The 24,766-nt window shown below is 53.3% G+C and carries 24 protein-coding genes, 1 other RNA gene and 1 other annotated feature; of the genes, 19 read left to right on the top strand and 6 right to left on the bottom strand.

Annotated elements, in window-relative coordinates; genetic code table 11:
- The first annotated feature begins 243 nt into the window (after positions 1 to 243).
- Entirely contained in the window at positions 244 to 477 is a 234-nt protein-coding gene (locus C3406_RS11630) for a hypothetical protein (RefSeq protein WP_103823851.1), read from the top strand.
- Positions 478 to 664: 187 nt separating this feature from the next.
- Here C3406_RS11630 and yniD read toward each other — a convergent pair whose 3' ends face one another.
- Together yniD and yncL are read right to left on the bottom strand one after the other, a co-directional pair.
- Positions 665 to 772, bottom strand: coding sequence for a small membrane protein YniD (yniD, locus tag C3406_RS11625; protein WP_103823852.1), 108 nt, complete (start codon positions 770 to 772; stop codon positions 665 to 667).
- A gap of 99 nt (positions 773 to 871) precedes the next feature.
- Complete coding sequence (yncL, locus tag C3406_RS11620) at positions 872 to 964, bottom strand: stress response membrane protein YncL (protein WP_103179304.1); 93 nt, start codon at positions 962 to 964, stop codon at positions 872 to 874.
- Positions 965 to 1,291: 327 nt separating this feature from the next.
- Between yncL and thrS the strand changes: the two genes are divergently transcribed.
- The 14 genes from thrS (at position 1,292) to selO (ending at position 13,903) form a co-directional block, all read left to right on the top strand.
- Positions 1,292 to 3,220 carry a threonine--tRNA ligase gene (gene thrS, locus C3406_RS11615; RefSeq protein ID WP_103823853.1) on the top strand — a complete coding sequence of 643 codons (1,929 nt, stop codon included), beginning with the start codon at positions 1,292 to 1,294 and terminating at the stop codon, positions 3,218 to 3,220.
- A gap of 3 nt (positions 3,221 to 3,223) precedes the next feature.
- On the top strand, positions 3,224 to 3,766 hold the full coding sequence (gene infC, locus C3406_RS11610; RefSeq protein ID WP_023616141.1) for a translation initiation factor IF-3: 543 nt from the start codon (positions 3,224 to 3,226) through the stop codon (positions 3,764 to 3,766).
- A gap of 97 nt (positions 3,767 to 3,863) precedes the next feature.
- On the top strand, positions 3,864 to 4,061 hold the full coding sequence (gene rpmI, locus C3406_RS11605; protein WP_001124225.1) for a 50S ribosomal protein L35: 198 nt from the start codon (positions 3,864 to 3,866) through the stop codon (positions 4,059 to 4,061).
- Positions 4,062 to 4,111: 50 nt separating this feature from the next.
- A complete protein-coding gene (gene rplT / locus C3406_RS11600) occupies positions 4,112 to 4,468 on the top strand; it encodes a 50S ribosomal protein L20 (RefSeq protein ID WP_000124850.1) in 357 nt (118 codons plus the stop codon).
- Between the two features lie 117 nt (positions 4,469 to 4,585).
- Positions 4,586 to 4,709, top strand: a sequence feature (Phe leader region).
- A complete protein-coding gene (pheM, locus tag C3406_RS11595; RefSeq protein WP_001386830.1) occupies positions 4,591 to 4,635 on the top strand; it encodes a pheST operon leader peptide PheM in 45 nt (14 codons plus the stop codon). (Overlaps the previous feature by 45 nt.)
- Before the next feature lie 40 nt (positions 4,710 to 4,749).
- Positions 4,750 to 5,733 carry a phenylalanine--tRNA ligase subunit alpha gene (pheS, locus tag C3406_RS11590; protein ID WP_103179306.1) on the top strand — a complete coding sequence of 328 codons (984 nt, stop codon included), beginning with the start codon at positions 4,750 to 4,752 and terminating at the stop codon, positions 5,731 to 5,733.
- A 15-nt stretch (positions 5,734 to 5,748) separates the two neighbouring features.
- Complete coding sequence (gene pheT, locus C3406_RS11585; RefSeq protein ID WP_103823854.1) at positions 5,749 to 8,136, top strand: phenylalanine--tRNA ligase subunit beta; 2,388 nt, start codon at positions 5,749 to 5,751, stop codon at positions 8,134 to 8,136.
- A gap of 4 nt (positions 8,137 to 8,140) precedes the next feature.
- Complete coding sequence (gene ihfA, locus C3406_RS11580) at positions 8,141 to 8,440, top strand: integration host factor subunit alpha (RefSeq protein WP_006820203.1); 300 nt, start codon at positions 8,141 to 8,143, stop codon at positions 8,438 to 8,440.
- A 101-nt stretch (positions 8,441 to 8,541) separates the two neighbouring features.
- Positions 8,542 to 9,522 (top strand): vitamin B12 ABC transporter permease BtuC, encoded by a 981-nt coding sequence (btuC, locus tag C3406_RS11575; protein ID WP_103823855.1) that lies wholly within the window; start codon positions 8,542 to 8,544, stop codon positions 9,520 to 9,522.
- Between the two features lie 35 nt (positions 9,523 to 9,557).
- Complete coding sequence (locus C3406_RS11570; protein ID WP_103823856.1) at positions 9,558 to 10,109, top strand: glutathione peroxidase; 552 nt, start codon at positions 9,558 to 9,560, stop codon at positions 10,107 to 10,109.
- Complete coding sequence (gene btuD, locus C3406_RS11565; protein ID WP_103823857.1) at positions 10,109 to 10,864, top strand: vitamin B12 ABC transporter ATP-binding protein BtuD; 756 nt, start codon at positions 10,109 to 10,111, stop codon at positions 10,862 to 10,864. The genes C3406_RS11570 and btuD overlap by 1 nt, the downstream gene beginning before the upstream one ends.
- Before the next feature lie 72 nt (positions 10,865 to 10,936).
- On the top strand, positions 10,937 to 11,401 hold the full coding sequence (locus tag C3406_RS11560; RefSeq protein WP_103179311.1) for an NlpC/P60 family protein: 465 nt from the start codon (positions 10,937 to 10,939) through the stop codon (positions 11,399 to 11,401).
- 284 nt (positions 11,402 to 11,685) lie between these two features.
- A complete protein-coding gene (locus C3406_RS11555; RefSeq protein WP_103823858.1) occupies positions 11,686 to 12,396 on the top strand; it encodes an EAL domain-containing protein in 711 nt (236 codons plus the stop codon).
- Positions 12,397 to 12,460: 64 nt separating this feature from the next.
- Entirely contained in the window at positions 12,461 to 13,903 is a 1,443-nt protein-coding gene (gene selO / locus C3406_RS11550; RefSeq protein ID WP_103823859.1) for a protein adenylyltransferase SelO, read from the top strand.
- A gap of 33 nt (positions 13,904 to 13,936) precedes the next feature.
- Here the strand turns inward: selO and hemP are convergent, their stop codons facing one another.
- From hemP to ppsR, 3 genes are all read right to left on the bottom strand, one after another.
- The gene (gene hemP / locus C3406_RS11545) at positions 13,937 to 14,173 is read right to left on the bottom strand and encodes a hemin uptake protein HemP (protein WP_199182732.1); all 237 of its coding nucleotides are present in this window, start codon (positions 14,171 to 14,173) and stop codon (positions 13,937 to 13,939) included.
- Positions 14,174 to 14,340: 167 nt separating this feature from the next.
- Entirely contained in the window at positions 14,341 to 15,387 is a 1,047-nt protein-coding gene (gene aroH, locus C3406_RS11540) for a 3-deoxy-7-phosphoheptulonate synthase AroH (protein WP_103823929.1), read from the bottom strand.
- A 153-nt stretch (positions 15,388 to 15,540) separates the two neighbouring features.
- Positions 15,541 to 16,374: a posphoenolpyruvate synthetase regulatory kinase/phosphorylase PpsR gene (gene ppsR / locus C3406_RS11535; RefSeq protein WP_103823860.1), complete on the bottom strand. Its 834-nt coding sequence runs from the start codon at positions 16,372 to 16,374 to the stop codon at positions 15,541 to 15,543.
- Positions 16,375 to 16,712: 338 nt separating this feature from the next.
- On the opposite strand from ppsR, the gene ppsA reads away from it, so the two are divergent.
- From ppsA to C3406_RS11515, 4 genes are all read left to right on the top strand, one after another.
- Positions 16,713 to 19,091: a phosphoenolpyruvate synthase gene (gene ppsA, locus C3406_RS11530; protein WP_103823861.1), complete on the top strand. Its 2,379-nt coding sequence runs from the start codon at positions 16,713 to 16,715 to the stop codon at positions 19,089 to 19,091.
- A 237-nt stretch (positions 19,092 to 19,328) separates the two neighbouring features.
- Entirely contained in the window at positions 19,329 to 20,729 is a 1,401-nt protein-coding gene (locus C3406_RS11525) for an MFS transporter (RefSeq protein WP_103823862.1), read from the top strand.
- A gap of 3 nt (positions 20,730 to 20,732) precedes the next feature.
- Positions 20,733 to 23,108 (top strand): glycoside hydrolase family 3 N-terminal domain-containing protein, encoded by a 2,376-nt coding sequence (locus C3406_RS11520; RefSeq protein ID WP_103823863.1) that lies wholly within the window; start codon positions 20,733 to 20,735, stop codon positions 23,106 to 23,108.
- A 447-nt stretch (positions 23,109 to 23,555) separates the two neighbouring features.
- Positions 23,556 to 24,050, top strand: a complete 495-nt coding sequence (locus tag C3406_RS11515; protein WP_103826488.1) for a hypothetical protein — start codon at positions 23,556 to 23,558, stop codon at positions 24,048 to 24,050.
- 467 nt (positions 24,051 to 24,517) lie between these two features.
- On the opposite strand, the gene rprA is transcribed toward C3406_RS11515, so the two are convergent.
- Positions 24,518 to 24,628: antisense sRNA RprA (rprA, locus tag C3406_RS11510), an RNA gene on the bottom strand.
- Between the last annotated feature and the right edge of the window lie 138 nt (positions 24,629 to 24,766).

Below are 24,766 nucleotides of genomic sequence, written 5' to 3'. Positions count from 1 at the left end.
AGTCTATATTGGCCCTTTTTTGATTTTTGTGCTGATAAATAACAAACACCGTTTTAAAATATAGCGCTAGCCGATATCTCCATATTCTCTCCACAATTCCTCGCTTCGTTAACTATTCAATTTATTTGACACGAATTGATAAATATTTTGACTATGCAAAAGTGTGATCCAGATCTAAACTATGAACACAGGCTAGATATTGCCTTAAGTTGGTCTGTATTAATTCAGTAAGAGAAAAACATTATGAATAAAATCACAACTGCATCTGCAGCATTGGTGCTTTCTGCACTGTCATTCGGCGTATTTGCCGCTGACGCTGTATATAACTCTGCCAGTGACACCTCTACACAAATCGGCATTACTAAAGCCTCTGATGTAGAAGCCGGATCGAACATCGCCCCGGGCTCGCAATCTACCGGGCAATCCATGGATGACGCGTTCGACGTGCATAAACTGGTCGCCGGTGAATGGTCCTGATTGAATTGTCAGATTACCTGAATTCATTTGCGGGCCGTTATTGCCACTAAAAAAAACCGGATTTTGACGTACCGGTTTTTTTATTTTTGTCGTTTTTGTAAAGTTAATTAAAACGAAGTTTTATATTCGCGCCATTATTAAAGGCACGACGCAAAATAACATTATAGGTCAGGGGAAAGCGTTGCGATTACCCCCAAATCATTGCCGCCCAGCGTAATAACAGCATGGCAACGCAGATGGCGATTAACACAATCACCATCTTCCAGTGTTTTTTTGAAAAGCGTTTCGTTGGCATCCGATCATCCTTGTTCATTGATTCATGCAGTCTACCAAAGAACAAAGATAATTGCGCTTCACCGGGGTGCTAAATCCTCAGGCACCTGCAACAACCGCGTCAAAACCAGTGAAACTTATCTGCCAGAATCACGAGTAAGGCGGTGGCAGAAAGAATGTTCAGGATAACGACTGTTTTGCTGGATACGTTCATAATTTGCCCCATGGAATGTTGAAGGACCAGTTCAAGAATAGCTCAGCAACTCGCTATTGCGAGCAGCTGTCTGAAATTCCACGTCAAACTCATGCAAAAGTACTAACGCGTTCATTCTACCTGTAAAGGGTGTTTTCACACTTTCGTTAGTGTTACCATCTCCGGGCTGATCGTAAATTGTCATTTGTCTGATTTCGATCCTGTGCATGGTTGCGGGCCAATTTGACGATTGTTGGTCAGATGGTTTTGCAATTCACTGTAAATTAAAGATTATTTTCTTTGCATATGCTCTTATGTGTGGGGCATCACTGCAAATAAGGACATAAAATGCCTGTTATTACTCTTCCTGATGGCAGCCAACGCCATTTTGACCGCGCTGTAAGCCCAATGGATGTTGCGCTGGATATCGGCCCGGGACTGGCGAAAGCCACTATCGCTGGCCGCGTAGACGGTGAGCTGGTTGATGCTTCCGATTTAATTGAAAACGATGCGAAGCTGTCGATCATCACCGCGAAAGACGAAGAAGGTCTGGAGATCATTCGTCACTCCTGCGCGCACCTGCTCGGTCATGCGATCAAACAGCTGTGGCCTCACACCAAAATGGCAATCGGCCCGGTTATCGACAACGGCTTCTACTATGACGTTGACCTTGACCACACCCTGACCCAGGAAGATATCGAAGCCCTCGAAAAGCGTATGCACGAGTTGGCTGAGAGCAACTATGACGTCATTAAGAAGAAAGTGAGCTGGCACGAAGCGCGTGAAACCTTCGTGAAGCGTGGCGAAAGCTACAAAGTCACCATTCTTGACGAAAACATTGCTCATGATGATAAGCCTGGCTTGTATCATCATGAAGAATATGTCGACATGTGCCGTGGACCGCACGTGCCGAACATGCGTTTCTGCCATCACTTCAAACTGATGAAGACCGCAGGCGCTTACTGGCGTGGCGACAGCAACAACAAGATGCTGCAACGCATCTACGGTACCGCTTGGGCCGACAAAAAAGCCCTGAACGCGTATCTGCAGCGCCTGGAAGAAGCGGCGAAGCGTGACCACCGTAAAATCGGTAAACAGCTCGACCTGTATCATATGCAGGAAGAGGCGCCGGGTATGGTGTTCTGGCATAATGATGGCTGGACTATTTTCCGCGAACTGGAGACGTTTGTACGCTCCAAGCTGAAAGAGTACCAGTATCAGGAAGTAAAAGGCCCGTTCATGATGGACCGTGTGCTGTGGGAAAAAACCGGCCACTGGGACAACTACAAAGATGCGATGTTCACCACCTCTTCTGAGAACCGTGAATACTGCATCAAGCCGATGAACTGTCCGGGTCACGTTCAGATCTTCAACCAGGGTCTGAAATCCTACCGCGATCTGCCGCTGCGTATGGCGGAGTTCGGTAGCTGCCACCGTAACGAGCCATCAGGCGCGCTGCATGGCCTGATGCGTGTTCGTGGCTTTACGCAGGATGACGCGCACATCTTCTGTACTGAAGATCAGGTGCGTGATGAAGTTAACGCCTGTATTCGTATGGTCTACGATATGTACAGCACCTTTGGCTTCGAGAAGATCGTGGTCAAACTCTCAACTCGTCCTGAAAAACGTATCGGCAGTGACGAGACCTGGGATCGTGCTGAGGCGGACCTGGCCGTCGCGCTGGAAGAGAACGGTATCCCGTTTGAATACCAGCTGGGCGAAGGCGCATTCTACGGTCCGAAAATTGAATTTACCCTGTATGACTGCCTCGATCGTGCATGGCAATGCGGTACTGTACAGCTGGACTTCTCCCTGCCGCAGCGTTTAAGCGCCTCTTACGTTGGCGAAGACAACGAGCGTCAGGTTCCGGTAATGATTCACCGTGCGATTCTCGGTTCTCTGGAGCGCTTCATCGGCATCCTGACCGAAGAGTTCGCTGGCTTCTTCCCAACCTGGCTTGCGCCGGTGCAGGTAGTGGTGATGAACATTACCGATTCTCAGGCTGATTACGTTAAAGAATTGACGCAGAAACTACAAAATGCGGGCATTCGCGTAAAAGCAGACTTGAGAAATGAGAAGATTGGCTTTAAAATCCGCGAGCACACTTTACGTCGTGTCCCGTATATGCTGGTCTGTGGTGATAAAGAGGTGGAAGCAGGCAAAGTAGCCGTTCGCACCCGCCGTGGTAAAGACCTGGGCAGCCTGGACGTAAACGAAGTGATTGAGAAGCTGCAACAAGAGATTCGCAGCCGCAGTCTTCAACAACTGGAGGAATAAGGTATTAAAGGCGGAAAACGAGTTCAAACGGCACGTCCGAATCGTATCAATGGCGAGATTCGCGCCCAGGAAGTTCGCTTAACAGGTCTGGAAGGCGAGCAGCTGGGGATTGTGAGTCTGAGAGAAGCAATCGAAAAGGCTGAAGAAGCTGGAGTAGATTTAGTTGAAATCAGCCCTAACGCCGAACCGCCAGTTTGTCGTATCATGGACTACGGCAAGTTCCTTTATGAAAAGAGTAAGTCTTCTAAGGAACAGAAGAAGAAGCAAAAAGTTATCCAGGTTAAGGAAATTAAATTCCGTCCTGGTACCGACGATGGCGATTATCAGGTAAAACTCCGCAGCCTGATTCGCTTTCTGGAAGATGGCGATAAGGCCAAGATCACACTGCGTTTCCGCGGTCGTGAGATGGCCCACCAACAGATCGGTATGGAAGTGCTTAACCGCGTCCGTGACGATCTGAGTGAACTGGCAGTAGTCGAATCCTTCCCTACGAAGATCGAAGGCCGCCAGATGATCATGGTGCTCGCTCCTAAGAAGAAACAGTAAGGCCTTCAAGTAGCAATTCCTGTGGAGCCGACAGGCTTCGCAGGTTTTGTTCGCCTACGTTTCGTTTATTTAACAATGCGAAGTGGAAGTTATTAAAATGCCAAAAATTAAGACCGTACGCGGTGCTGCTAAGCGCTTCAAAAAAACCGGTAAAGGTGGTTTTAAGCACAAGCACGCTAACCTGCGTCACATTCTGACTAAGAAAGCTACCAAGCGTAAACGTCACCTGCGTCCAAAAGCCATGGTTTCTAAAGGCGATCTGGGCCTGGTAATCGCGTGCCTGCCGTACGCATAAGTCGTTAACGTTTAACTTTTTTAACTTAGAATAGATACAGGAGAGCACACATGGCTCGCGTAAAACGTGGTGTAATTGCACGTGCACGTCACAAGAAAATTTTGAAACAAGCTAAAGGTTACTACGGTGCGCGTTCACGCGTATACCGCGTTGCCTTCCAGGCTGTTATCAAAGCAGGTCAGTACGCTTACCGTGACCGTCGTCAGCGTAAGCGTCAGTTCCGTCAACTGTGGATTGCGCGTATCAACGCAGCAGCACGTCAGAACGGTATTTCTTACAGCAAATTCATCAACGGCCTGAAAAAAGCCTCTGTTGAAATCGACCGTAAGATCCTGGCTGACATCGCCGTATTCGATAAAGTAGCGTTCACTGCTCTGGTCGAAAAAGCGAAAGCAGCTCTGGCATAAGCCAGTTGAAAGGGGGAGCTTTGCTCCCTCTTTTCGTTTCAACAGCATCAAAACATTGACAATTTTCTGGCGACCCTTTTCAATAGGGCGACAGGTTCCATACCACACAAGGTAACGCAAGCATGAATGCTGCTATTTTCCGCTTCTTCTTTTACTTTAGCACCTGACATCAGGAGGCTAGCGCGTGAAAGACGAAACGGAAAACAGCGCCAGAAAGCCTCCTGATGGAGGCTTTTTTCGTATCTGCCGCTTGTAAATATCGCTACATAACGAGGAAAACCATGTCACATCTCGCAGAGCTGGTTGCCAGTGCAACGGCCGCCATTAACCAGGCCTCAGATGTTGCCGCGTTAGACAATGTCCGCGTGGAATATCTGGGCAAGAAAGGGCAATTGACCCTTCAAATGACTACCCTGCGTGAATTGCCGCCAGAAGAGCGCCCGGCTGCAGGTGCGGTAATTAACGAAGCCAAAGAGCAGGTTCAGCAGGCGCTGAACGAGCGTAAAAACGCGCTGGAAAGCGCTGCGCTGAATGCGCGTCTGGCTGCAGAAACCATCGACGTCTCCCTGCCGGGTCGTCGTATTGAAAACGGTGGCCTGCACCCGGTCACCCGGACTATCGACCGCATTGAAAGTTTCTTCGGTGAGCTCGGCTTTACCGTGGCGACCGGCCCGGAAATCGAAGACGATTACCATAACTTCGATGCCCTGAATATCCCAGGCCATCACCCGGCACGTGCTGACCACGACACTTTCTGGTTCGATGCTACCCGTCTGCTGCGCACCCAGACCTCTGGCGTGCAGATCCGCACCATGAAAGAGAAGCAGCCGCCAATCCGCATTATCGCGCCGGGCCGCGTCTATCGTAACGACTACGATCAGACCCACACCCCAATGTTCCATCAGATGGAAGGGCTGATCGTGGATAAAAACATCAGCTTTACCAACCTGAAAGGCACTCTGCACGACTTCCTGAGCAACTTCTTTGAAGAAGATCTGCAGATCCGTTTCCGTCCTTCCTACTTCCCGTTCACTGAACCTTCTGCCGAAGTCGACGTGATGGGTAAAAACGGCAAATGGCTGGAAGTGCTGGGCTGCGGCATGGTGCACCCGAACGTCCTGCGTAACGTCGGCATCGACCCGGAAGTTTACTCCGGCTTTGCGTTCGGTATGGGGATGGAGCGTCTGACCATGCTGCGCTATGGCGTGACCGACTTACGCGCTTTCTTCGAAAACGATTTGCGTTTCCTCAAACAGTTTAAATAAGGGCAGGACAGAACAATGAAATTCAGTGAACTGTGGTTACGCGAATGGGTAAACACCTCGCTCGACAGCGAGGCGCTCTCTAACCAGATCACCATGGCAGGCCTGGAAGTGGACGGCGTTGAGCCGGTTGCAGGCGCGTTTAATGGCGTGGTTGTGGGTGAAGTGGTGGAATGCGGCCAGCATCCGAATGCAGACAAACTGCGTGTTACCAAAGTAAACGTGGGCGGCGAACGCCTGCTGGATATCGTCTGCGGTGCGCCAAACTGCCGTCAGGGCCTGAAGGTAGCCGTGGCGACCGTTGGGGCGGTGCTGCCTGGCGATTTCAAAATTAAAGCGGCGAAACTGCGCGGCGAGCCATCAGAAGGCATGCTGTGCTCTTTCTCTGAGCTGGGTATTTCTGACGATCACTCTGGCATCATTGAGCTGCCAGCAGATGCACCGATCGGTACCGACCTGCGCGAATACCTGAAGCTCGATGACAACACCATCGAAATCAGTGTGACCCCGAACCGTGCCGACTGCTTAGGCATTATCGGCGTTGCGCGCGATGTCGCTGTGCTGAACCAGACCGAACTGAACGTGCCAGAGATTGCACCGGTTGCTGCCACCATCAACGATACCGTATCGATTCAGGTTGACGCACCGGATGCCTGTCCGCGCTACCTTGGCCGTGTGGTTAAAGGCATTAACGTGAAGGCACCCACTCCGCTGTGGATGAAAGAGAAGCTGCGTCGCTGCGGCATCCGCTCCATCGATGCGGTGGTTGATGTGACCAACTACGTTCTGCTGGAACTGGGTCAGCCAATGCACGCGTTCGATAAAGATCGCATCGAAGGCGGCATTGTGGTTCGTATGGCGAAAGAGGGCGAGACCCTGGTTCTGCTCGACGGCAGCGAAGCCAAACTCAATGCCGACACGCTGGTGATTGCCGACCACGGCCAGGCGCTGGCGATGGGCGGGATCTTTGGCGGCGACCACTCCGGCGTGAACGATGAAACCCAGAACGTGCTGCTGGAATGTGCATTCTTCAGCCCGCTCTCCATTACCGGTCGCGCACGTCGTCACGGCCTGCATACCGACGCTTCTCACCGCTATGAGCGCGGCGTGGATCCAGCGCTGCAGTACAAAGCCATGGAGCGCGCTACCCGCCTGCTGATCGACATCTGCGGTGGGGAAGCCGGTCCGGTTGTTGATGTGACCAGCGAGGCGCATCTGCCGAAGCCTGCGACCATTACCCTGCGCCGCAGCAAACTGGACCGCCTGATTGGCCACCACATTGCCGATGCGCAGGTGAGCGACATTCTGCGTCGTCTGGGCTGCGACGTGACCGAAGGTCAGGACCAGTGGACAGCCGTTGCACCAAGCTGGCGTTTCGATATGGAGATCGAAGAAGATCTGGTGGAAGAAGTGGCCCGCGTTTACGGCTACAACAACATCCCTGATGAGCCGGTGCAGGCAGGCCTGGTGATGGCCTCCCATCGCGAAGCCGACCTCTCTCTGAAGCGTGTAAAGACCATGCTGAACGATAAAGGCTACCAGGAAGTGATCACCTACAGCTTCGTTGACCCGAAAGTGCAGCAGCTGATCCACCCGGGCCAGGAAGCGTTGATCCTGCCAAGCCCAATCTCCAGCGAAATGTCCGCTATGCGCCTGTCGCTGCTGACCGGCCTGCTGGGCACCATCGTCTACAACCAGAACCGTCAGCAGAGCCGCGTGCGCATTTTCGAAACCGGTCTGCGCTTCGTGCCGGACACTCAGGCGAGCCTGGGTATCCGTCAGGATCTGATGCTGGCGGGCGCTATCTGCGGCAACCGCTATGAAGAGCACTGGGATCTCAGCAAAAACAGCGTTGATTTTTACGACCTGAAAGGCGATCTGGAATCGGTGCTGGATCTGACCGGTAAATTGTCTGAAATTGAGTTCCGTGCTGAAGCCATTCCGGCGCTGCATCCGGGACAAAGTGCCGCGATTTATCTGAAAGGTGAACGCGTTGGTTTCATTGGTGTTGTGCATCCGGAACTGGAACGCAAACTCGATCTCAATGGCCGTACACTGGCGTTTGAACTGGAGTGGAACAAGGTCGCAGACCGCGTCATTCCTCAGGCTCAGGAGATTTCTCGCTTCCCGGCAAACCGTCGTGATATCGCCGTTGTGGTGGCTGAAAATGTGCCTGCCGCAGATATTTTGGCCGAATGTAAGAAAGTTGGCGTAAATCAGGTAGTTGGCGTAAACTTATTTGACGTGTACCGCGGCAAGGGCGTGGCAGAGGGCTTTAAGAGCCTGGCTATCAGTCTGATCCTTCAGGATACCAGCCGTACACTCGAAGAAGAGGAGATTGCCGCTACCGTTGCCAAATGTGTAGAGGCATTAAAAGAGCGATTCCAGGCATCATTGAGGGATTGAACCTATGGCGCTTACAAAAGCTGAAATGTCCGAATATCTGTTTGATAAGCTTGGGCTTAGCAAACGGGATGCCAAAGAGCTGGTTGAGCTGTTTTTCGAAGAGATCCGTCGCGCTCTGGAAAACGGTGAGCAGGTGAAACTCTCCGGCTTTGGTAACTTTGATTTGCGCGACAAGAATCAACGTCCGGGTCGTAACCCGAAGACGGGTGAGGATATTCCCATTACGGCTCGCCGCGTGGTGACCTTCAGACCCGGCCAGAAGTTAAAAAGCCGTGTCGAAAATGCTTCACCCAAAGCAGAGTGAGATGATCTAACTAAAAAGGCCGCGAAAGCGGCCTTTTTTCTTTGCGCTGCTGTAAACCCACCGTAAAATCAATTACATCTTTTTCCCGCAAAATGATTCCAATGTCTGAATTTGCCCGTCTGCAATACCGTTCCGATCTGCATAAAGTGCTCTTACTGCTGCTGGCGCTGATCACCGCGCTGGGGTTGAGCCTCTGCGCGGGCGATCAATGGATCGGGCCGCAGTCGTGGTTTACGCCGCAGGGAGAGCTGTTTATCTGGCAGATCCGACTGCCACGAACCCTGGCCGTGGTGCTGGTGGGCGCTGCGCTGGCGTTAAGCGGGACAATCATGCAGGCGCTGTTTGATAACCCGCTGGCGGAGCCTGGCCTGTTGGGCGTTTCGAACGGGGCGGGAGTCGGATTGATTGCCGCTGTGATGCTGGGTGGGGGAGCCCTGTCCGGTTGGGAACTGAGCCTCTGCGCTATTACCGGGGCACTCATCATTACCCTTATTCTGTTGCGCTTCGCCCGTCGTCATCTCTCAGTGAGCCGTCTGCTGCTTGCCGGGGTGGCGCTGGGCATCATCTGTAGCGCCCTGATGACCTGGGCGGTCTATTTTTCTACCTCATTTGATTTGCGCCAGCTGATGTACTGGATGATGGGCGGCTTCGGTGGCGTGAATTGGGAACAGGGCTGGCTGATGCTGTTGCTGGTGCCTGCCATCGTCTGGGGCTGCTTTCAGGCCGCGCCGCTGAACATCCTGGCGCTGGGCGAAGTCTCTGCTCGCCAGCTGGGACTGCCGCTAACCTTCTGGCGGAACATTCTGGTGATCGCCATTGGCTGGATGGTGGGCGTGAGCGTGGCGCTGTCTGGCGCCATCGGCTTTATCGGCCTCGTTATCCCCCATATGCTGCGTTTGTGTGGCATCACCGACCATCGGTTGCTGCTGCCTGCTGCGGCCGTGACAGGCGGTGCTACGCTGCTTATTGCCGACATCATAGCGCGTCTGGCACTGACTGCAGCAGAGTTGCCGATTGGTGTTGTCACCGCTACGCTGGGAGCACCGGTATTTATCTGGCTATTATTAAAAGCGGGCCGCTGAGGCTGCCACACTGAACATCAACCTGAGGGAATGTTATGCCGAACGATATTCTGAACACCGAAGTGACGACAATTGATGGAGAAAAAACCACTCTGGAAAGCTACAAAGGCAAAGTGCTGCTGGTGGTTAACGTGGCCTCCAAATGCGGTTTGACGTCCCAGTACGAGCAGCTGGAAGCGATGCAAAAGGCGTGGGAAAAAGAGGGGTTCAGCGTGCTGGGCTTCCCATGCAATCAGTTCCTCGGCCAGGAGCCAGGCAGCGAAGAAGAGATCAAAACATTCTGCAGCACAACCTATGGCGTAACCTTCCCGATGTTCAGCAAAGTGGATGTTAACGGTGAGAATCGCCATCCGGTTTATCAGAAGCTGGTTGCGGCAGCACCAACCGCCGTGGCGCCAAAGGGTAGCGGTTTTTATGAACGTATGGCCAGCAAAGGCCGCGCACCACTCTCTCCGGACGACATCCTGTGGAACTTTGAGAAGTTCCTGATCGGTCGCGACGGGAACGTGATTCAGCGCTTTTCTCCGGATATGACCCCAGACGATCCGGCCATCACCTCTGCGGTTGAAAAGGCGCTGGCCAGCTAATGACCGTCCTGATGCAGCTCAGCGCCGTAGCGGTGAAAGGGCGGCTGGGCCCGCTCGATATCACCGTCAATAGCGGGGAGATCGTTCATCTTGTCGGGCCGAACGGTGCCGGGAAAAGCACGCTGCTCTCCCGTATGGCGGGTTTAACCGGTGGTGAAGGGGAGATTACCCTGTTGGGGGAACCCCTCTCACGCTGGTCGCCCACGTCGCTGGCCAGCCGCAGGGCATATCTGGCGCAGCAGCAAACTGCGCCGTTCGCCATGCCGGTCTGGCACTATCTGACGCTGCATCAGCACAATAGCCCGCAAAAAACGCTGTTAAGTGACGTGGCAGCGATGCTGGGTATTGAAGATAAGCTGTCCCGCCACGTCAGCCAGCTTTCGGGTGGAGAGTGGCAACGCGTGCGGCTGGCAGCGGTGATCCTGCAAATCCATCCCCAGGGCAATCCGCACGGTCAACTGCTGCTGCTGGATGAACCCATGAGCAGTCTCGATGTGGCCCAGCAGGTGGCGCTCGACAGAGCGTTAAGCGCGCTGTCACAGCAGGGCGTTGCGGTGGTCATGAGCAGCCACGATCTCAACCATACGCTACGCCATGCGCATCGCGTCTGGCTGCTGAAGCGGGGGCAACTCATTGCCAGCGGGGCGCGTGACGTCGTGCTGACGCCTCCGAATCTGGCGAAAGCGTATGAGATGTCTTTCCGCCGTCTGGACATCGAAGGTCACAGAATGATTATTTCGACGTCACAGGAATAACCGCTTGTTGCACAGCGACATATTCACAGGCTAAATTACAGAAAATTCAAAAAATCAGAGGATTCGTCGGGAATGCGATTCTGTTTTCTCCTGGTAGCCGCGCTATTTCTTGCAGGATGCAGCAGTCATCGCGCACCGCCGCCCAATGCGCGGCTGTCTGATTCTATCGCCGTGATTGCAGGCCTTAACGATCAGCTCCATAGCTGGGGGGGCACGCCTTATCGCTACGGCGGCATGACCCGCGGTGGGGTGGACTGCTCGGGGTTTGTCCTGCTGACGTTTCGCGACAAGTTTGCCCTGCAGTTGCCGCGTGAAACGCGCCAGCAGGCGACAATAGGCACCGAAATTGATAAAGACGATCTCTTACCGGGCGATCTGGTCTTCTTTAAAACCGGTTCCGGAGAAAGCGGTCTGCATGTCGGGATATACGATACTGATAACCAATTTATACACGCCTCGACCAGCCGCGGCGTGATGCGTTCGTCTCTTAATAACGTCTACTGGCGTAAAAACTTCTGGCAAGCCCGGCGCATTTAACCCCGTCGCGCCAGCCGGGCGCGACGCAGCTTTCTCTTTAAATGAGATTCGTTTCTGAGCATTAATTTACAGGGACCAGAGGTGGGAATTAATGTTAAGCAATTGTGGTAGTTAGCGAATACTGGCTATTAAACAGCAACCAGGATAAGATTATTTCAGGACTAAGGAAAATCCGAAAATTAAATGGAACGAATGAAATTATTCTTATTAAAATCCATAAGGTTGAATTGCTTCAGCATATGTTTCAGGATGTCATGTATCGTCTTTAAATCAGGACGGATGCCATGATTGTGATGCTGGATATTGCGTATCAAACAGAATTTTTATTGGTCCCTGCGCGCCATGACTCAGGAGCGCTAAAAGGACTTGAAATAAACGTCAACTTTGTTGGCGTTAACAACCAGGTGCGCATACCTACCGAGCTGGTGCGGCCTATGCTAACGCCTGTGCAGGAGTTGATGCTGTTTCAGGAGCAGCTCGCCTTGCTTGAAACCTGCAAACTCTTTTTTATTCAGCAACAGCTCATCGCCTGGATAAATATCTCGCCAGTCATCGTTGAATACCTGATAACAGAAGACGAAGGTGTTTCAATATGTGAACGATATCCATGGCTGGAGTTCACCATTTATGAAAACTACCCTGACCTTAATAAAGGCAATTTAAATACCACGCTAATGAATTTCGCGCTGCGCTTTCCGCTGGTGTTGGGTAATTTCGGAACCGGGGATGCGTCAACCAAAGCCATTTTTGATGGCATGTTTAAACGCGTCGCGCTGGATAAAAATTTCATTCAGAATCATCTTGCTGAAAATACCTTCGATCCTTTTTTACGGGCTATCTTTGCCCAGGTATCGTCGTACTGTCAGTCGCTGATGGTAGCGGGCGTCAATGATGAGATCGTCTTGCAACGGCTGTCGGTTTACGGCTTCAGTGCCATGCAGGGTAACCTTTGGCCTGCCGTTCCCCTTGAGCGGATCACGTCGCTGGTGCAGTGATAACCTTGGTCTTAACCGGTGTTTAACATCTGACAAACCCACTACACTAAAAGCAGGAGGACCTATGACCCTGTCTTTTACCGCGCACTGGCATGATGAACTACCCGGTTTTTACACGGCCCTGAAACCCACGCCCCTGAACAATGCCCGTCTAATCTGGCATAACACGGCGCTGGCAGACGAACTGGCAATCCCGGCCTCGCTCTTTACCCCTGAACAAGGCGCTGGCGTCTTTGGCGGCGAAACACTGCTGCCGGGCATGCAGCCGCTGGCGCAAGTCTACAGCGGGCACCAGTTCGGCGTCTGGGCCGGACAACTGGGAGACGGGCGGGGGATCCTGCTTGGCGAACAGCAGCTTGCCAATGGCCAAACAATGGACTGGCACCTGAAAGGCGCCGGACTCACGCCATACTCGCGTATGGGCGATGGCCGCGCCGTGCTGCGCTCCACCATCCGCGAAAGCCTGGCTTCTGAGGCGATGCATGCTCTGGGCATTCCCACTACCCGCGCACTGTCGATTGTCACCAGCGATACCCCCGTCGCGCGTGAGACGATGGAGCAGGGGGCCATGCTCATCCGTGTTGCCCAGAGCCATGCCCGTTTCGGCCATTTTGAACACTTCTACTATCGCCGCGAGCCGGAGAAAGTCCGCCAGCTGGCAGATTTTGTTATTCGTCACCACTGGCCGCAGTGGCAGGACGAGGCCGATAAGTACATTCTCTGGTTCCGCGACGTGGTGGCGCGTACCGCATCCCTGATCGCCAGCTGGCAGACGGTGGGCTTTGCTCATGGCGTAATGAATACCGATAACATGTCGATCCTCGGGCTGACTATCGATTATGGCCCGTACGGTTTCCTCGACGACTATCAGCCAGGTTATATCTGCAACCACTCCGACTATCAGGGGCGTTACAGCTTTGATAACCAGCCTGCTGTCGGGCTGTGGAACCTGCAGCGTCTGGCCCAGTCCCTGTCGCCGTTCATTGATGTTGAAGCGCTCAACGACGCGCTGGATGGCTATCAGGAGGTGCTCCTGCAGCAATACGGCAAACTGATGCGCCGCAAGCTGGGGCTGATGACCGAGGAGAAGGGCGATAACACTATCCTGAATAATCTGTTTGCGCTGATGGCTCGCGAAGGCAGCGACTACACCCGCACCTTCCGCATGCTGGGGCACACCGAGCAGCAAAGCGCCGCTTCGCCGCTTCGCGATGAGTTTATCGACCGTCAGGCCTTTGATGACTGGTTTGCGATTTACCGCGCGCGCCTGCAGCAGGAGAACGTTGCCGACGATGTGCGTCAGGCCCAAATGAATGCCGTCAACCCGGCGATGGTGCTGCGTAACTGGCTGGCGCAGCGGGCGATAGAGCAGGCCGAAAAAGGCGATTACGCTGAGCTTCACCGCCTGCATAAGGCCCTTCGGACGCCGTTTGCTGACCGTAACGATGACTATATCAGCCGCCCGCCGGACTGGGGCAAGCGGCTTGAGGTAAGTTGCTCAAGCTAACGCGTGAGAAAACCGGCTGCGGTGGCGAAGAGGTTATTTTGTGAGGATGAGTTTTCCGGCATGTGTCTGGCGCAACAGGTAGTGCTGACCATGATGCTCGATGATGACGCGTCCCTCTTCGCCCAGCAGTTGTTTACTGTCGATACGGCGATCGGTCGCCTCCGGGGCCGGCGCTGTTTTGTCTTCATGACGGGCAAGCGTTGCTGCAGTGTTATCCATACGTGACATATAAATTTTTAAAATAGCAATCAATGTAACATTGATAATCATTATCGATAAACTGACCGGTTCAGCAACTGTTTTTGTGAGAAAAAGTAAGGGGCTTGAGAGATGCGCCCTGAAAAAAAGCCCGGAGTCGCTTAACTTACCGGGCCTGCAGCATCAGATTGTGGGGTTTTGTAGGCCGGGTAAGGCGTAGCCGCCACCCGGCGCAAGTGCTAAAAGCGTGAGTCCACCGCCGCCGCAAGTTTATCCAGCAGCACTTCAGTATCTTCCCAGCTCAGGCAAGGATCGGTAATTGACTGGCCGTAAGTAACAGGCTGGCCGACCACCACTTTTTGCGTACCTTCGCGCAGGAAACTTTCGGCCATCACCCCGGCAATGGCGCTGGAGCCGTTGCGGATCTGCTGGCAAACCTCGTCGCAGACATCAAGCTGGCGACGGTGCTGTTTCTGACAGTTACCGTGGCTAAAATCCACTACCAGCTGTTCCGGCAGGTCGAACTCCCGCAGGGTATCGCAGGCTTCCGCAATATCCTGCGGATGATAGTTCGGCTGTTTGCCGCCACGCATAATGATGTGGCCGTAGGGGTTGCCGCTGGTCTGATAGATGGTCATCTGACCGTTCTTGTCCGGCGACAGGAACATATGGCTGGCGCGGGCGGCGCGGATGGCATCTACCGCGATGCGGGTATTGCCGTCGGTGCCGTTTTTAAAGCCCACCGGGCAGGAGAGCGCCGAGGCCATTTCACGGTGGATCTGGCTTTCGGTGGTACGGGCGCCAATCGCCCCCCAGCTGATGAGATCGGCAATAAACTGTCCGGTCACCATATCGAGAAATTCAGTGGCGGTAGGCACGCCAAGCTCGTTGACCTGCAACAGCAGTTTGCGCGCCAGCTGGATGCCGTGATTGACCCGGTAGCTGCCGTTTAAATCGGGGTCCGAAATCAGCCCCTTCCAGCCTACCACCGTGCGCGGCTTCTCAAAGTAGGTTCGCATCACGATCTCCAGCCGTGACTGGTGCTTATCCCGGAGTCCTTTCAGGCGCTGGGCGTAGTCCATCGCCGCGTCGAGGTCGTGAATAGAGCAGGGACCTACAATCACCAGCAGGCGGCGATCGTCCCCATTAAGGATTTTTTCAATACGTTTACGTGACGTTGTCACGTGCTCGGCCACTGCCGCAGAAACAGGGTACCGCTGGGCCAGCTCTGCTGGCGTCACCAGGCTATCGATACGCGCTGTGCGGAGTTCATCGGTTTTATTCATGGTATTTCTCAGAATGTAGTGCTTCATCGGTAACTTACCGGGAAGTGATGGGCATCACCTTAAACCAATCCCCGCTGATTTCAAGTGCAGGGCACAGACGTGCCCTGTAATGGGGAGCGAGTATAAAGGATTGTGAACTAATGTACTAGCCTGTTAGTACATGCGGCGATTCAGGCCCATAATATCGAGAATTTTGGTGGCGATCTCTTCGACCGAATAGTTGGTGCTGTTCAGACACGGAATATTGTTTTTGCGGTACAGGGCTTCGACTTCAGCCACTTCCATACGGCACTGGCGCATGGAGGCGTAGCGGCTGTTTTCCCGGCGCTCTTCACGGATGGCCGCCAGGCGTTCCGGGTTAATGGTCAGACCAAACAGCTTATGTTGCAGGGGTTTTAACGCCGCCGGGAGTACCAGATTATCCATATCATCAGCGATAAAAGGGTAGTTGGCGGCGCGGATCCCGAACTGCATCGCCAGATAGAGGCTGGTAGGGGTCTTACCGCAGCGCGACACGCCGAGCAGAATGACCTGAGCCTGATCGAGATTACGCAGTGAGATGCCGTCATCATGGGCGAGGGTGTAATCGATGGCGGCAATACGCGCGTCATATTTAGTGATGTTCGCCGGGTTCAGCCCATGGGTGCGGTGCGCCACCGGGGTGGGATCCAGCTTCATCTCCTGCTGTAGAGGGGCCACCAGCGCCTGGACGATATCCTGGCAAAAGCCTTCGCTCTGTAAAATGATCTGGCGAATCTCCGGGATCACAATCGAATAGAAGACCAGCGGGCGCACGCCGGTCTGCTGAAAAATGGCATCGATTTGATCTTTCACCGCTCTGGCGCGGCTCTCATTTTCCACAAACGGCAGGGTGATGCTGTTAATGGAAACCGGGAACTGCGACATCACCGCATGGCCCAGTACTTCGGCGGTGATGGCCGTACCATCGGAAATATAAAAAACGTGGCGATCGACAGCATTATCCATTTTGCACACTCGGTATATCAGATGTAATTGACTGAAAGCATAAATTAAAAAAGTAAAATACAACAGGCAATGTACGCTGGAAAATTAAAATGAAACGCTATTTTTATTTTAATTGAAAGGGGTGTTTCATTTTTCAAAATCACACTAAAGTCTGAGTATTTTTGTGGGAATCCATAAGAATCATCAGGTTAGGATTTAAGCGGGAAGAGTCTGAAAAGCTAAAAAATAAAAGTGCTTACACGATTCACCGTTTTTTTAGTGCGAATAAATATGACAGTATAAATACGCAGTAAGGAACTTCTTAAAACCCGTTCATATATCATAAAAGGATTGTTTCGATGTCCAACAATGGCTCGTCACCGCTGGTGCTTTGGTATAACCAACTCGGCATGAATGATGTAGACAGAGTTGGAGGCAAAAATGCCTCCCTGGGTGAAATGATTACAAATCTGTCCAGTATGGGTGTCTCCGTACCGAATGGATTTGCTACCACCGCCGATGCTTTTAACTATTTTCTGGATCAAAGCGGCGTAAACCAGCGCATTTACGAACTACTGGATAATACGGACATTGATGATGTCTCCGAGCTTGCTAAAGCCGGGGCTCAGATCCGACAGTGGATCATCGACACACCTTTCCAGCCTGAACTGGAAAAAGCCATTCACGACGCCTACAACCAGCTTTCCGCTGACGATGCGCAGGCCTCCTTTGCCGTGCGCTCCTCTGCGACCGCAGAAGATATGCCGGATGCCTCCTTCGCCGGACAGCAGGAGACCTTCCTCAACGTGCAGGGCTACGATGCGGTGCTGGTGGCGGTAAAACATGTGTTTGCCTCCCTGTTTAACGACCGCGCAATCTCCTATCGCGTGCATCAGGGTTATGACCACCGCGGCGTTGCGCTGTCGGCGGGCGTGCAGCGCATGGTGCGTTCAGACCTGGCCTCATCAGGTGTGATGTTCTCTATTGATACCGAATCGGGTTTCGATCAGGTGGTCTTTATCACCTCTGCCTGGGGTCTGGGCGAGATGGTGGTGCAGGGGGCCGTCAACCCTGACGAATTCTATGTCCACAAACCAACCCTGGCCGCGGATCGCCCGGCTATCGTGCGCCGTACCATGGGGTCGAAAAAGATCCGCATGGTTTACGCCCCGACCCAGGAGCACGGCAAACAGGTTCGTATTGAAGATGTGCCGCAGGAACAGTGCGACCGCTTCTCCCTGACCGATGCCGAAGTGCAGGAGCTGGCGAAGCAGGCGGTGCAGATTGAGAAGCACTATGGCCGTCCGATGGATATCGAATGGGCCAAAGACGGTAACACCGGCAAACTGTTCATCGTCCAGGCGCGTCCGGAAACCGTCCGTTCCCGCGGCCAGGTGATGGAGCGATACACCCTGCATGCCCAGGGCAAAATCATCGCTGAAGGCCGTGCCATCGGCCATCGCATCGGCGCAGGCCCGGTGAAAGTGATCCACGACATCAGTGAAATGAACCGTATCCAGCCGGGCGATGTGCTGGTAACTGACATGACCGACCCGGACTGGGAACCGATCATGAAAAAGGCCTCGGCGATTGTCACCAACCGTGGCGGTCGAACCTGTCACGCGGCGATCATTGCCCGTGAGCTGGGTATTCCGGCGGTTGTCGGCTGTGGTGACGCCACGGAACGCATGAAGGACGATGAGAATGTCACCGTCTCCTGCGCCGAAGGCGACACCGGTTATGTCTACGCGGAGCTGCTGGACTTCAGCGTGAAGAGCTCCAGCGTGGATACCATGCCGGATCTGCCGCTGAAGATCATGATGAACGTCGGCAACCCGGACCGGGCGTTTGACTTCGCCTGCCTGCCTAATGAAGGTGTTGGTCTGGCGCGTCTGGAGTTCATCATCAACCGTATGATCGGGGTTCACCCGCGTGCGCTGCTGGAGTTCGATGACCAGGATCAGAAGCTGCAAAAAGAGATCCGCGAGATGATGAAGGGCTACGACTCGCCGAAAGAGTTCTATGTTGGCCGTCTGGCTGAAGGGATTGCGACGCTGGGTGCGGCCTTCTTCCCGAAACGCGTCATCGTGCGTCTCTCTGACTTCAAATCTAACGAATATGCCAACCTGGTGGGCGGCGAGCGTTACGAACCAGAAGAAGAGAACCCGATGCTGGGCTTCCGTGGCGCCGGTCGTTATGTCTCTGACAGCTTCCGCGACTGCTTTGCCCTGGAGTGCGAAGCGGTAAAACGCGTGCGCAACGATATGGGGCTGACCAACGTTGAGATCATGGTGCCGTTCGTGCGTACCGTGGATCAGGCGAAAGCGGTCATTGACGAACTGGCGCGTCAGGGGCTGAAGCGCGGCGAGAACGGGCTCAAAATCATTATGATGTGTGAGATCCCGTCCAACGCCCTGCTGGCAGAACAGTTCCTTGAGCACTTCGACGGCTTCTCTATCGGCTCGAACGATATGACGCAGCTGGCGCTGGGTCTGGATCGCGACTCTGGCGTAGTCTCCGCGCTGTTTGATGAGCGTAACGAGGCGGTCAAAGCGCTGCTGTCGATGGCCATCCGTGCCGCGAAGAAGCAAGGTAAGTACGTGGGTATCTGTGGTCAGGGACCTTCCGACCATGAAGATTTTGCCGCATGGCTGATGGAAGAGGGGATCGACAGCCTGTCCCTCAACCCGGACACCGTAGTACAAACCTGGCTGAGCCTGGCCGAACTTAACAAGTAACATTCAGGTTCTGCACGATAAAAGGTGAGGATATTGATCCTCACCTTTTTTATTTTCCCCGAGACTTGCTCTCCATCACAAATAAATCAAAAAACTAAATATCATAATTTGTCTGTTAATTTAGACAATTGTTAGCAGGCAAGGCGTTGCTAATAATTGAGCCTCGAATGCGCACGAATCTGATTCTTGCGCAGCTGGTTGAAATAATTTTAACCTGATAAAAAAGGCTCATTAAAAATGACAATTTCCTCTGTATTGAGTACGAAGGATAAAATAGGCTATGGATTAGGTGATATGGCCAGCGCGCTGGTGTGGCAAACGGCGACGTTATTTTTGGCCTACTTTTATACCGATGTTTTTGGTCTACCTGCGGCCATTATGGGTACCATGTTTTTAGTCGTCAGGGTAGTGGATGCCTTTGTCGATCCCTGTATTGGGGCGCTGGTCGATCGCACCCAAACCCGCCACGGTCGTTTCCGCCCCTGGCTGCTCTGGTTCGCCATTCCGTTTGGCGTCAGTTGCCTGATTACCTTCTATGTACCGGACGTAGGCGCCACGGCAAAAATTGTCTATGCCTGTGTCACCTACGCCATTTTAAGCCTTATCTACTCCGCCATTAATGTGCCTTACTGCGCAATGCCCGGCGCTCTGACGCTGGATCCGCGCGAGCGCCACTCCCTGCAATCCTGGCGTTTTGGTTTGTCGTTTATCGGCGGCCTGATCGTCACGGTTATCGCCTTACCGCTGGTCTCTTATTTAGGCAATGACAATGTTCAGAAGGGCTATTTTTATGCCATGAGCCTTATGGGGTTATTAGGCATTATCTTATTCTTCTGCTGTTTCTTTATGACCCGCGAACGTTATTCTCCCCGTAATGACACCTCGGGCTCAATGCTGACGGATTTAAAATTGCTGGCCGGAAATAGCCAGTGGCGAATCGTTTTTCTGTTCAATATTCTCCTGCTCACCGCGGTGGTCACGCGTGGATCAGCAACGATGTATTACGTGAAATATGTTCTGCTGCGCCCTGAGCTGATTTTTGCTTTTATTGTCTCGGGGATGGTGGCTTCGCTGAGCGGCGCTTTATTATCCGAACGCCTGCTGGGGAAATTTGACCGGGTTCGCGCATATCAGTGGACCATTATTACCTTCGTTATTTTTGGCGCGCTGATTTTCTTCATTCCGCCTTCCCAGGTCTGGCTGATCTTTGGTTTGAATATCATCTTTAGCTTCATACAAAACCTGACCACGCCGCTCCAGTGGACAATGTTCTCGGACGTGGTGGACTACGAAGAGCATCGCAGCGGCCGCCGGCTCGACGGGCTGGTGTTCTCTACCGCGCTGTTCGCCATCAAATTTGGTCTTGCGCTGGGCGGTGCCGTGGTGGGCTGGGTGCTCGGGATGGTGGATTACGCACCGGGAGAGGCCACCCAGACCCCGCACGTGCTCTCTACGATCAACGCCTTGTTCACCCTGATCCCCTGCGGCCTGTTTATTTGCATGGTGCTGTTGCTGGCGGTCTACAAGCTCAACAGCCGACTGGTGGATAACATTGCGCGTGAACTCGCCAGCAAACGTGAAACCCGTAACGAGGCTGGGCACCTCAGCCCGGCAATTCATTCCGCAACTCAGGAGTAACTGATGACTGCTATTTACAAGGATGCGGGCCGTCCCGTGCAGGAGCGCGTCGCCGACTTACTGGCGCGCATGTCCCCGGAAGAGAAATTTGCCCAGATGCACGCCTACTGGCTGATCCTCGATGAGAACGGCAATCACCGTGAGCGTAGCGATCTGAGCGATGAATTTGCCGGTGTAAGTGAACAGGCCGCCCTGAGCGAACGCCTGAAACTGGGCGTCGGGCAGATCACCCGTCCGCTGGGCACCCACATCGTTGATGCCAGAACCGGCGTGCGTGCCGCTAATCGTCTGCAACGCATGATGATGGAGGAGACGCGGCTCGGTATACCGGCGCTATTCCACGAAGAGTGCCTGGTGGGGCTGCTGTGTAAAGACGCCACCCTGTTTCCCTCCTCGCTGAATTACGGTTCAACCTGGGATCCGGAGCTGGTGCAGCGTGCCGCTGAACAGATAGGTAAAGAGGCCCGCTCGGTTGGCTGCCAACAGGGGCTGGCACCGGTGCTGGACGTCTCCCGCGACGTACGCTGGGGGCGTACAGAAGAGACCTTTGGCGAGGATCCGTGGCTGGTGGGTGTCATGGCAACGGCATATGTGAAGGGCTTGCAGGGCGATAAACGCGATCTGCTGGCGACCCTCAAGCACTATGTTGGCCACTCCTTTAGCGAAGGGGCGCGCAACCACGCCCCGGTTCATCTTGGTTTCAGCGAACTCAACGACACCTTCCTGCTGCCCTTTGAGATGGCGGTTAAGCTGGCGAATGCCGGATCAGTAATGCCGGCTTATCACGATATTGATAATCAACCCGGCCACAGCGACCATTTCCTGCTCACCACCGTGCTGCGCGAGCAGTGGGGCTTTGACGGCATCATCGTGGCGGATTATGGCGGCGTGAGTCTGTTGCATCAGCATCATGGAGTGTCTCACGATGCAGCCGAATCGGCCGCGCTGGCCTTTAACGCCGGGCTGGACGTCGAACTGCCAAAAGATGACTGCGCCCGGCATCTGGCCGGGGCGGTGGAGCGGGGCCTGATGGCCATGGAGAAAGTGGATGAGATCGTCGCCCGCGTACTGACCGAAAAATTCCGCCTTGGACTTTTTGAACATCCCTATGCCGACGAAAACGCCATCGATCTGCAAAGTGACGAGACTCGCCGGGTGGCCCGCGAGGTGGCGACGCGCTCGCTAACCCTGCTGGAGAACCGCGGCGTTCTGCCTCTCTCCGGTAAACCTCGCGTGGCGGTGATAGGGCCCACGGCGGACGATCCGCTGGCGCTGTTAAGCGGCTACAGCTTCCCGGTCCATTTGATCATCAGTGACATGGTGGAAGAGACCGCCCAGGTGACCACCCCGCTGCAGGCGCTGAAACACTACCTGGGCGAGGCCCACGTTCAGTATGCGCAAGGGTGTCATATCATCGAAAAACGTATGGCGGGGGCCCCGGTTTTCCCAGGGGACAGCAGCGGCAAACCGATGCAGCAGTCGCCGGTTTCGCAGGATACTCACCTCATCCCGCAGGCCGTGCGGGTCGCCAACGACAGCGATGTGGTAGTGGCATGCGTGGGGGACCTGGCGGGCCTGTTCCAGAGCGGCACTGTGGGTGAAGGTTCGGATACGGACAGCCTGAATCTGCCCGGCGTACAGCAGCAGTTGCTGGAGGCGCTGGTGGCGACCGGTAAACCGGTGATCGTGGTGATGACGGGAGGGCGACCATACAACCTGCAGGGGCTGGAAGATCGTGTAGCGGCCCTGATGATGGCCTGGGCGCCGGGTCAGGAAGGCGGCTGGGCCATTGCCGATGTACTGACCGGGCGGGCAGAGCCACAGGGCAGGCTGGTAGTCAGCGTACCGAAAAGCGCGGGGGCAATGCCTTTCTACTACAACCACAAGCTGAAAAGCGGCGGTACGCCGTTCGCCTTCCACTTTGGGGCTCGCTATCCCTTTGGCTATGGCCTGGGCTGGACGACCTTCAGCTGGGGAGCCGCACGGCTGGCTGAGAGCAGTGTGCCCGTCGACGGCGAAGTGACGCTGAGCATCGACGTGAAAAACAGCGGCGAGCGCAGCGGGAGCGAAGTGGTCCAGGTTTACGTCCGGGATAAAGTCGCCAGTCAGGTGCGGCCGTTGCAGGAGCTAAAAGCCTTCCAGCGCGTCACCCTGTCTCCGGGGGAAAGCGCCACGCTCACCTTCACGCTGCCAGTGGATCTCTTCAACTTTACGCGGCGGGACGGCAAACGCGTTGTCGAACCGGGTGAGTTTGAGCTGCAGGTTGGGGCATCATCGGCAGATATTCGCGAGGTGGTGACGGTGAACGTGACCGGTCAAACGCGGGTGCTGACGGGTGAGTGGAAGATGCTTAGCAGATGCTCAGTAAGCCAGTTATAACGTAAGTGAGCTTACCCTGGTTCTTAATCAGGGTAAGCCCAAATTAAGTGATTAAAAAAATCCTCTTTTTTCCTTGAATAGCACTAATCCCTCAAAAAAACGGTTCGTATAGGAATAATCTTATGCGCCTGAAATATGCCCTGTGCCGCAAAATAGATCATGCTCAAATATTGCGCAATTATTGGCGGCACTTAATTCGCAAGGGCCTGTTTATCGTTAATAGAATGTCTAGAATTTATTCTTGATAGTTTGCTCATGCAACGGTCCGCGGGCTGAATTGAGCAAGACACATCTCGTTTCAGGATCAGGAATTCCTTCAGCAACGATGAAAATTGATAACAGAATGATAACGGTCAAACTTGTTGCTGAGAAGTTGGAGTGATGTCAGCGAATAATAACTAATGATGGTAGCAAGATTCTTCTAATTTTTTTCAGGAAATATATTTAATGAAACTTAAAGCCGTGGCTGTGGCTTGTATCTGTGCTGTGTCTTTATCTGCGTGCTGTACTATTGTCGATGGAACCAAACAAAAAGTAGCAATTAACACTGATGCACCTGCGTTATTTAGTGTCAGGAATGCTGATGGAATGGAAGTCGCTAAAGGTATCGCTCCTACTACCGTTAATTTAAAACGTGGTGATGCGCCTTATCACGTAGAAGTAAGAAGAACAGAAACAAGTCCTGTTACTCGAGGCGATATAAATGATAGTAGTAATGGCTGGATGTGGGGCAATATTCTGTTCGGTGGTTTAATTGGAATTGGTGTAGACCACTTTGACGGGGCAAGCCGTGAACTTGATAAGCAGATAACACTGGTTACTATGAAAGATCCTAACCACCCTGAGCAGAACGCTAATGATTTTCAGCATGTAAGTGCTTTGGGTGAAGTGCCAGTAACACCTGTCACGATTAACAACACTATAAATAACAAGCAGGGTTAATTTGAAGTTTAAGTCTGAATTAAATGCGGTAGGGAGAGGTAGTTCTCAGAGCAATGGATAGAGGACTGTAGAGCAGGCCGCGTGTTATCGCAACGTGATATTGAAGGGCAGAGCTTTTAGAAGAATGCAAAGAAACCGCTGAGAAGTTTGGATGGGTTTTCACCATTCCGGAGAAGTTGGACACGCACCTTAACGAACGATGCAGGCTGGGCATCTAAGCCAACAGCATGACAAAAGCAGAGTTCAGCTTAGTACAGGCGAAAAGGAAAAAATGGGCCACTCCCGCTTCTAAGAGTGGTGCGCTATGGTTTCAGGCTTGATGACTATTCGCAAGCAAGAACCAGTGCGTTTCACACGCTTCGAAATGACACATATATTAAGCGGTTGATTTATAAGGGGAGATAAAGAGCAGCCTCTTTATACTTCAAACGGTTTGACACTAATGCTCTACGAAGCCGGTAACTTACTGAAAAAAAAGCCCATCGTGGGAGATGGGCAAAGACTACACACAGCAATTCGTTGTTTCACTCAGGGGATTTCCATGCTTATAAATCAAGGTGTTGTTGATTCATAACCGTGACCTAATAGTAGGCATAGGGAATTTTTGCGTCGATCAGATTCGTCTCAATAGTTTAAGAAGCATGAAGAATTTATGAAGTAGATTGAAGGAATTACGAGCAGGAGAGGCTTTAGCAGCGCTTAAGGGAAATCAAATT

The sequence above is a fragment of the Leclercia sp. LSNIH8 genome (genome assembly GCF_002920195.1).
Taxonomy (GTDB): domain Bacteria; phylum Pseudomonadota; class Gammaproteobacteria; order Enterobacterales; family Enterobacteriaceae; genus Enterobacter.
This window is presented reverse-complemented; position numbering and strand designations above follow the sequence as displayed.

What these genes read in the sequence shown, in the direction of transcription:
- C3406_RS11630 (WP_103823851.1), top strand. Translation starts at nt 244, where the DNA reads ATGAATAAAATCACAACTGCATCTGCAGCATTGGTGCTTTCTGCACTG.
- yniD (WP_103823852.1), bottom strand. Translation starts at nt 772, where the DNA reads ATGCCAACGAAACGCTTTTCAAAAAAACACTGGAAGATGGTGATTGTG.
- yncL (WP_103179304.1), bottom strand. Translation starts at nt 964, where the DNA reads ATGAACGTATCCAGCAAAACAGTCGTTATCCTGAACATTCTTTCTGCC.
- thrS (WP_103823853.1), top strand. Translation starts at nt 1,292, where the DNA reads ATGCCTGTTATTACTCTTCCTGATGGCAGCCAACGCCATTTTGACCGC.
- rpmI (WP_001124225.1), top strand. Translation starts at nt 3,864, where the DNA reads ATGCCAAAAATTAAGACCGTACGCGGTGCTGCTAAGCGCTTCAAAAAA.
- rplT (WP_000124850.1), top strand. Translation starts at nt 4,112, where the DNA reads ATGGCTCGCGTAAAACGTGGTGTAATTGCACGTGCACGTCACAAGAAA.
- pheS (WP_103179306.1), top strand. Translation starts at nt 4,750, where the DNA reads ATGTCACATCTCGCAGAGCTGGTTGCCAGTGCAACGGCCGCCATTAAC.
- pheT (WP_103823854.1), top strand. Translation starts at nt 5,749, where the DNA reads ATGAAATTCAGTGAACTGTGGTTACGCGAATGGGTAAACACCTCGCTC.
- ihfA (WP_006820203.1), top strand. Translation starts at nt 8,141, where the DNA reads ATGGCGCTTACAAAAGCTGAAATGTCCGAATATCTGTTTGATAAGCTT.
- btuC (WP_103823855.1), top strand. Translation starts at nt 8,542, where the DNA reads ATGTCTGAATTTGCCCGTCTGCAATACCGTTCCGATCTGCATAAAGTG.
- C3406_RS11570 (WP_103823856.1), top strand. Translation starts at nt 9,558, where the DNA reads ATGCCGAACGATATTCTGAACACCGAAGTGACGACAATTGATGGAGAA.
- btuD (WP_103823857.1), top strand. Translation starts at nt 10,109, where the DNA reads ATGACCGTCCTGATGCAGCTCAGCGCCGTAGCGGTGAAAGGGCGGCTG.
- C3406_RS11560 (WP_103179311.1), top strand. Translation starts at nt 10,937, where the DNA reads ATGCGATTCTGTTTTCTCCTGGTAGCCGCGCTATTTCTTGCAGGATGC.
- C3406_RS11555 (WP_103823858.1), top strand. Translation starts at nt 11,686, where the DNA reads ATGATTGTGATGCTGGATATTGCGTATCAAACAGAATTTTTATTGGTC.
- selO (WP_103823859.1), top strand. Translation starts at nt 12,461, where the DNA reads ATGACCCTGTCTTTTACCGCGCACTGGCATGATGAACTACCCGGTTTT.
- hemP (WP_199182732.1), bottom strand. Translation starts at nt 14,173, where the DNA reads ATGATTATCAATGTTACATTGATTGCTATTTTAAAAATTTATATGTCA.
- aroH (WP_103823929.1), bottom strand. Translation starts at nt 15,387, where the DNA reads ATGAATAAAACCGATGAACTCCGCACAGCGCGTATCGATAGCCTGGTG.
- ppsR (WP_103823860.1), bottom strand. Translation starts at nt 16,374, where the DNA reads ATGGATAATGCTGTCGATCGCCACGTTTTTTATATTTCCGATGGTACG.
- ppsA (WP_103823861.1), top strand. Translation starts at nt 16,713, where the DNA reads ATGTCCAACAATGGCTCGTCACCGCTGGTGCTTTGGTATAACCAACTC.
- C3406_RS11525 (WP_103823862.1), top strand. Translation starts at nt 19,329, where the DNA reads ATGACAATTTCCTCTGTATTGAGTACGAAGGATAAAATAGGCTATGGA.
- C3406_RS11520 (WP_103823863.1), top strand. Translation starts at nt 20,733, where the DNA reads ATGACTGCTATTTACAAGGATGCGGGCCGTCCCGTGCAGGAGCGCGTC.
- C3406_RS11515 (WP_103826488.1), top strand. Translation starts at nt 23,556, where the DNA reads ATGAAACTTAAAGCCGTGGCTGTGGCTTGTATCTGTGCTGTGTCTTTA.